A 7,214-nucleotide genomic window follows, 5' to 3' on the forward strand; every position below is an offset into this window, starting at 1 on the left:
GCGTACGCGGTATGAGTCTCGGAGACGAGGGGCAGACCCGGACAAGGCTGCCCGACAGCGGCACGGACGTGTACGGAGGCGCGCGGCGCGGCGGCCGCACCTCCTCCCGGAGCCTGGTCACCGTGGTCGGCGTGGTCGTCCTGCTGATCGCAGCGATCGCCTTCGCGAACCGTGGAGGAGACGATTCCTCTTCCTCCTCCTCCGGCAACGACCCGAAGACCTCCGCGACGGCGCCCTCCGGGAAGACCCCGGTGAAGACGAAGGCGGCGGGGATCCCGACCGGATTCGCGCACAACCAGCAGGGGGCGCAGAGCGCGGCGGCGAACTACGCGGTGGCACTGGGCTCGCCCGACATGTTCAACAAGGTCAGGCGCGACGCCATCCTGCAGACCGTCGTCGCCCCCTCGCACGTCGCGGACTTCGTGTCGAGCCTCGACAAGGCCTACACCCCGCAGTTCAACAAGAACGTCGGCCTGAACGAGGACGGCTCGGCCCCCTCCGGATCGACGTTCGTCTCCCGTACGAGCCCGATCGGCACCAAGGTCACCGAGGCCACCGACAGCCGCGCGACCGTGGAGGTGTGGTGCAGCGGCCTCCTCGGAGTCGCCGGGGAGAACTCCACGAACCCCGTGACCAACAGCTGGTTCACCACCACGATGCAGCTCGAGTGGACCAACGGTGACTGGAAGATCGTGACCCAGACCCAGAAGGAAGGCCCTGCGCCAGTCCCCGGCGACGACAAGGCCTCCGGCGCTGACGACATGGCAAAGGCCGTCGAGGAGTACGGAGGCTTCACTTATGCCCGGTAGCCGGCGCCTCGCGCTCAAGCTCACCGCCGCGGTCGCCACCGTACAGACCGCCGCCGTCCTGCTGGCCACCCGCGCCGCGGCCGACCCCTCGCCGACCCCCACGAAGTCCGACGACAACTGCGGTCTGCTGTCCGGCCAGGCCCGGCAGGTCTGCGAAGGCGACACCGGAGGCGGCTCCTCCGGCGGCTCCCCCTCCCTCGACCCCACCTCCACCCTCGACCCGCTCTCCTCCCTCGCCAAGGGCTGTGCCGACGCCGCCTCCTGGACCGTCGACAAGCTCAGCGACGCGGTGAAGGAGACGGCGAACGTCGACTTCACGAACACCAAGTTCCTGCAGCAGTACGCGGTCGTCTTCGCCGCGTCCACGGTCCTCACCCTCCTGCTGTGGCTGCTCGCCGTGGCCAAGCGTGCCGTGCGGGGCGTCCCCCTCACCACGGCCGTCTCGGAGGCGATCGGCTTCCTGTGGCTGACGGTCCTGGCGTCCGCCTTCACCCCGCTGATCCTCTACACCGTCGTATCGGCGACCGACGGCATCACCGACGTCCTCGCCAAGACCACCGGCGACCAGACGGACACCTTCTTCGGCACGTTCTCCGGCGCCCTCGACAAGGGCAACGACATCGGCGGCGGCCCCATCATGCTGATCGTCGTCTCCCTGGTCAGCATCCTCGCCGCCGGCGTCCTGTGGCTGGAGCTCGTCATCCGCGCCGCCCTGCTGTACGTCGGCGCCCTCCTCGGCACCGTGGTCTACGCCGGCCTGGTCGACAAGAACCTGTGGGGCCACGTCCGCCGCTGGGCGGGCATCATGATCGCCGTGATCCTGGTGAAGCCGGTCATCGTGATCGTGCTCGGCCTCGCGGGCGCCCTGTCCACCGACGGCGGCCCGGACTCCTTCTCCGCCGTCGTCTCCGGCCTCGCGATCATCCTGCTCGCCATCTTCGCCAGCGCGATGATCTACCGCTTCGTGCCCGGCTTCGGCGACGAGATCGCCTCCGGCCGCAACAACCGCATCATGCAGGGCGCCGAGAGCAAGGCCGCCGCGGTCATCAGCTCCCCGGCCACCATGGTCGCGCAGGGCATCAAGACCCACAGCGCCCGCGCCAACGACAACGGAGGCGGCGGCCAGTCGTCCTCCGGCGGCAGCGCCCGCCCGGCCAACCCGGTCAGCGGCGGCGTGGCCGCCCACTCCACCCGCACCTCGAACGGTGGTGGTGGCGGAGCCGTCCCCTCCGCCGCACCCGCACCCCGTTCGCCGAGCCCGGCCAGCACCCCGCACGCCGGCGACAACCGCAACAGCAGTAGCAACCGCACGGGAGGTGAAGGGCGTTGACGACCGAGTCCCACCTGTCCCATCCGGTCACGCCCCGCCGTACATATCTCATCGGCCGCGCCCGGCCGAACGCGATCGTCGGCCGCAACCGCGAGTCCGGCGAGATCGTCCTGATCATCGCGGGCGCGTTCCTCGGCATGATGTGCGGCCTCCTGGTCCCCGTCCTCTCCCTGCGCATCGTGCTGCTGATGGGCTTCCCGCTGCTCGCGCTGGCAGCGGTCTACGTGCCGTACAAGCACCGCACGTTCTACAAGTGGTTCGAGATCAACCGCAGTTACAAGCGCACCCTGAAGCAGGGCACCTTGTACCGCTCCGGCGTCATGGAGGCCGGCACCCGCCTGGACGGCCGCGAGATCGAGATCGGCCCCCCGCCCGGCATCGGCCGCATCACCTGGCTGGCCGCCCCCTTCGGGCCCGACGAGATCGCCGTACTGCTGCACGCCGACCGCAGGACCGTCACCGCCGCCATCGAGATCGAGGGACCCGGCGTCGGCCTGCGCGACTCCGAGGACCAGGAAGCCCTCGTCGACCGCTTCGGCACCCTGCTCAAGCACGTCGCCAACGGCGACGGCTTCGTCACCCGCCTGCAGATGCTCGCCCGCACCCTCCCCGCCGACCCGGACGCCCACGCCAAGGACGTCGCCGTCCGCGGCGACGACAAGGCACCGGGATGGCTGCAGGGCTCGTACGACCAACTGCAGTCCATGGTGTCGACGAGCAGCGAGCAGCACCGCGCCTATCTCGTCGCCTGCATGCACTTCACCCGCGAGCTCGCCTCCGAGGCGCACGCCATGGCGCGCGCCGCCCGCCCGCAGAACGGCCGCAAGGTGGACCGGGACGCCGGCCTCGCCGTCGTCATGGCCCGCGAGCTCACCGACATCTGCTCGCGCCTGCAGGAGGCCGACATCCGGGTCCGCCAGCCCCTCGGCCAGGGCCGGCTCGCCTCGCTCATCCACTCCATGTACGACCCCGACCACCCGATCGACCACATCCAGGCGATGACCAAGCGCAACGCCTGGCCGGCCGAGCTGGACGCCATGGAGCCGACCTACCTCCAGGCCAAGACCCGTGAGTCCGCCACCCGCGCGCCCTGGTGCCACGCCACGGCCTGGGTGAAGGAGTGGCCGATGACCCCGGTGGGCGTCAACTTCCTGGCGCCGCTGCTGGTCCACACCCCGGACGTCATCCGAACGGTCGCCGTGACGATGGATCTCGAGCCCACCGAGGTAGCCATCGAACGCATGCTGACCGAAAAGACCAACGACGAGGCGGAGGCCTCCCGCGCCGCCAAGATGAACCGCACCGTGGACCCCCGTGACGTGGCCGCCCACAACCGCCTCGACCAGCGCGGCGAGGACCTCGCCAGCGGCGCGGCGGGCGTGAACCTCGTCGGCTACATCACCGTCTCCTCCCGCTCCCCCGAGGCCCTGGCCCGCGACAAGCGGACCATCCGGGCGTCGGCCGGAAAGTCGTACCTGAAGCTGGAGTGGTGCGACCGGGAGCACCATCGCGCCTTCGTGAACACGCTTCCGTTCGCCACCGGCATCCGAAGGTAGGGGCTGAGCTCTGATGCGGGATCCGCTGTCCGTCCTCACCGACGCCTTCACGTCCTTCCTCTTCGGGAAGGTCGAGACGACCCGCCTGCCGGTACGCACCTCCACGGGCCAGGCCCAGGCCGTCTATCTGCCCACCGCGGCCCCCGGCCTCGGCGACTCGGGCGTCATCATCGGCCGCGAGGTCTACTCCGGAAAGGGCTACATCTACGACCCCTTCCAGCTCTACGGCCAGCAACTGCCCGCCCCGCACTGGCTGGTCCTCGGCGAGTCCGGCAACGGCAAGTCGGCCCTGGAGAAGACCTACGTCCTGCGCCAGCTCCGCTTCCGCGACCGCCAGGTCGTCGTCCTGGACGCCCAGGGCGAGGACGGCGTCGGCGAGTGGAACCTCATCGCGGAAGAGCTGGGGATAACTCCCATCCGGCTCGACCCGACGGCCGCCCTCGACCACGGCATCCGCCTCAACCCCCTCGACCCGGCGATCACGACGACCGGCCAGCTAGCGCTGCTGCGCACCATCATCGAGGTCGCGATGGGCCACGGCCTCGACGAACGCTCCGGCTTCGCGCTCAAGGTCGCGCACGCCTACGTCAACGAGACCATCGTCGAACGCCAGCCGGTCCTCACCGATATCGTCGAGCAGCTACGGCACCCCGAGCCGGAGTCCGCCGAGGCGATGAACGTCGCCATAGACGACGTACGGGCCTGGGGCCTGGACGTGGCACTGGTCCTCGACCGCCTGGTCGACGGTGACCTGCGCGGCATGTTCGACGGCCCCACGACCGTCGGCATCGACCTCGACGCGCCCCTCATCGTGTTCGACCTGTCCCACATCGACCGCAACTCCATCGCCATGCCGATCCTCATGGCGATCGTCGGCGTATGGCTGGAACACACCTGGATCCGCCCCGACCGGAAGAAGCGCATCTTCCTGGTCGAGGAGGCCTGGCACATCATCAACAGCCCGTTCGTGGCCCAGCTGTTCCAGCGGCTGCTGAAGTTCGGCCGACGCCTCGGCCTGTCCTTCGTCGCGGTCGTCCACCACCTGTCCGACGTCGTCGACGGAGCCGCCGCCAAGGAAGCGGCCGCGATCCTGAAGATGGCGTCGACCCGGACGATCTACGCCCAGAAAGCCGACGAGGCCCGGGCCACGGGCCGCGTCCTGGGCCTGCCCCGATGGGCCGTGGAGATCATCCCCACGCTCACCCCGGGCATCGCCGTGTGGGACGTCAACGGCAACGTCCAGGTCGTCAAACACCTGATCACGGAGACGGAACGCCCCCTGGTCTTCACCGACCGCGCGATGACGGAGTCGTCCGCCGAGCGCGACCTGAACGACGACGCCCTGCGCGCCGCCGAACTGGAGGCCGAGGAGCGCGCGGCCGCCTTCGTGGAACAGCAGCTGAGCGACTTCGAAGGCCCGTCCGAGTCGACGGTGGCGTAGGGGGAGGCAGTGGTGAGACCGGACGACCGGAGACGGGAAGGCCGGGACGGCCAGGGCGGCATCCCGGACGGCCTGCTGATCGGCATACTCGCCTTCCTGCTCGGCATGACCCTGCTGGTGTGGTCGGCCACGGGCCTCGCCGGCTGGTTCGCGCAGGGCAGCTGGCCGGACCACGTCACCTTCGCCCGTACGCCCGTCGCGATGCGCCACCTCATCGGCGAACCGCACGACATCCCCGGCGCCTGGCCCGCCACACCGAAGACACAGCTTTCCGGATACGGCCTGTTCTGGGGGCTGTTCATCGGCCAGCTGATGGTGCTGGTCGTCCTGACGGTCTTCGTGATGGGAACGCTCGCGCGCTGGCGCGCGGTCCGCCTGAAGCGACGCACGGCACCCACGTCGTTCGAGAAGCCCGCGCCCTCGCCCTCGCTCGCGCAGGAGCCGCAGCCCGCACCCGAACCGCTGCCGACCCAGCACGAGGTACCGACACCGAGAACGGCACCACCGGAACCGCCCACGACGGTTATTGACCAGGAACCGGCACCGACCACGCCCCTCTTCACCAGCGAGCCGCTCGCGGGCGGCCAGGAGAAGATCGTCGTCGGCCCGAGGGACAGCCGCCAGGCAACCGCCACCCAGGCCGTACGGGACGCCGAGGGCCCGGCCCTCGTCATCACCTCGAACCCGGCCGTCTGGTCGGACACGAAGGACGCCCGCGCCAAACTGGGCCCGGTCCTCCTCTACGACCCTGCCCACCTCTGCGACACCCCGGCCCGACTGCACTGGGCCCCCACCGCCGGCTGCGAGGACAAACAGACCGCGACAGCCAGAGCCGCCGCGCTGCTGGCCCCCATCCGTCCCACGGCCAAGCTCGACCAGGCGCTGGCCGCGACAGCCGAAACGCTCCTGCGCTGTTACCTGCACGCCGCCGCGGTCGACGGCCGCACCACCCGCCACGTCCACCGCTGGGCCCAGGGCGCCCAGATCCAGGACGCGGTCCGCATTCTCCGTACGAGCCCCAAGGCCGCTCCCGGCTGCGCCGGCGAACTCGAGGCGGCCCTCACCGCCCATCCCGAACGCCGCGACATGGCCCAGGAGTTGACCAGCAGAGCCCTCTCCGCTCTCTTCACGGTCAACATCCGCGAGGCGTGCACTCCAAACCGAACCGATGCCCTCGCCTTGGATTCCTTCGTCCACGAAGGGGGCACGCTTTATGTGGTGGGGGAATCCATCGAGGACCCCAGGACGAACCCGGGCGCCATGCCCCTCCTGACGGCTCTCGTCGCAAGCGTGGTCGAGCGCGGCCGGCACATGGCCGAACGGTCATCCTCCGGTCGCCTCGACCCACCATTGACCCTCGTCCTCGACGATGTCGCAGCAGTGGCTCCGCTTCCCCAGCTCCCGGAGCTGCTGGCCACCGGAGCGGAGCGGGGCCTGCCGACCCTGGCCCTGCTCCGCTCCCGAGAACAGGGCCGCTCACGCTGGCCGCACGACGAACTCCCGGTCTGACACCGCTCAGTCGCGATCCAGGACGAACTCCAGCTCCTTCTCGTCGAGCTTGTCGGACAGCGGCACGATCCGCCCGGTGGGCACGAACCCCGCCCTGCGGTAGAAGGCCTGGGCCCGGCCGTTGTCCTCATGCACGATGAGCCGAACCCGCTCGGCCCCACGCGCCCACGCCCACTCCAGTCCGGCGTCGAAGAGCACCTCGGTCAGCCCGATCCCTCGCAACTCCGGCTGCACGAACACCCCGACGATATGCCCCTGCTTCCGCTCGATCGGATAGCCCGCCCAGTCCGTCGTCCCGGGCTCCTCCATCAGCACGGTGAGGGTCGCGCCCCACTCCCCGTCCGGCCCTTCGGCAATGAACTGCTGCGCTCCCAGGGCCCCTTCGGCACCACCGGCCGTACGCTCCTGCCAGAACGACTCCGGGTGCCGCAGCGCCTCCTCGTACGTCTCCAGATAGGCGAGATGCGCAATCGGATCCTGCAACGCGACGAGCCGCAGCGCCTTCGCGGCCGGCCATTCGTCGGCACGTACGGGACGGATCTTGTAGGTCATACGAGCCACGGTAGCCG

At 70.1% G+C, this 7,214-nt stretch carries 6 protein-coding genes; 5 read left to right on the forward strand and 1 reads right to left on the reverse strand.

Translation table 11 applies throughout. The features are described from left to right. Positions 1–11 precede the first annotated feature (11 nt). From MQN93_RS17370 to MQN93_RS17390, 5 genes are read left to right on the forward strand one after another with little or no spacing between them, the layout of a single operon-like run. On the forward strand, positions 12–809 hold the full coding sequence (locus MQN93_RS17370; RefSeq protein WP_242710154.1) for a DUF8175 domain-containg protein: 798 nt from the start codon (positions 12–14) through the stop codon (positions 807–809). Next, positions 799–2,139, forward strand: a complete 1,341-nt coding sequence (locus tag MQN93_RS17375) for a hypothetical protein (protein WP_242710155.1) — start codon at positions 799–801, stop codon at positions 2,137–2,139. The genes MQN93_RS17370 and MQN93_RS17375 overlap by 11 nt, the downstream gene beginning before the upstream one ends. Further along, a complete protein-coding gene (locus MQN93_RS17380) occupies positions 2,136–3,695 on the forward strand; it encodes an SCO6880 family protein (RefSeq protein WP_242710156.1) in 1,560 nt (519 codons plus the stop codon). Before MQN93_RS17375 ends, MQN93_RS17380 begins: the two co-directional genes overlap by 4 nt. A gap of 13 nt (positions 3,696–3,708) precedes the next feature. Then, positions 3,709–5,136: an ATP-binding protein gene (locus tag MQN93_RS17385; protein WP_016436847.1), complete on the forward strand. Its 1,428-nt coding sequence runs from the start codon at positions 3,709–3,711 to the stop codon at positions 5,134–5,136. A 12-nt stretch (positions 5,137–5,148) separates the two neighbouring features. Continuing rightward, on the forward strand, positions 5,149–6,645 hold the full coding sequence (locus tag MQN93_RS17390) for a TraM recognition domain-containing protein (RefSeq protein ID WP_242710157.1): 1,497 nt from the start codon (positions 5,149–5,151) through the stop codon (positions 6,643–6,645). A gap of 6 nt (positions 6,646–6,651) precedes the next feature. Here MQN93_RS17390 and MQN93_RS17395 read toward each other — a convergent pair whose 3' ends face one another. Continuing rightward, positions 6,652–7,197, reverse strand: coding sequence for a GNAT family N-acetyltransferase (locus tag MQN93_RS17395; RefSeq protein ID WP_242710175.1), 546 nt, complete (start codon positions 7,195–7,197; stop codon positions 6,652–6,654). Positions 7,198–7,214: the final 17 nt, after the last annotated feature.

It is taken from the genome of Streptomyces spinosisporus, assembly GCF_022698145.1.
Taxonomy (GTDB): Bacteria; Actinomycetota; Actinomycetes; order Streptomycetales; family Streptomycetaceae; genus Streptomyces; species Streptomyces spinosisporus.

What these genes read in the sequence shown, in the direction of transcription:
- MQN93_RS17395 (WP_242710175.1), bottom strand. Translation starts at nt 7,197, where the DNA reads ATGACCTACAAGATCCGTCCCGTACGTGCCGACGAATGGCCGGCCGCG.
- MQN93_RS17375 (WP_242710155.1), top strand. Translation starts at nt 799, where the DNA reads ATGCCCGGTAGCCGGCGCCTCGCGCTCAAGCTCACCGCCGCGGTCGCC.
- MQN93_RS17370 (WP_242710154.1), top strand. Translation starts at nt 12, where the DNA reads ATGAGTCTCGGAGACGAGGGGCAGACCCGGACAAGGCTGCCCGACAGC.
- MQN93_RS17385 (WP_016436847.1), top strand. Translation starts at nt 3,709, where the DNA reads ATGCGGGATCCGCTGTCCGTCCTCACCGACGCCTTCACGTCCTTCCTC.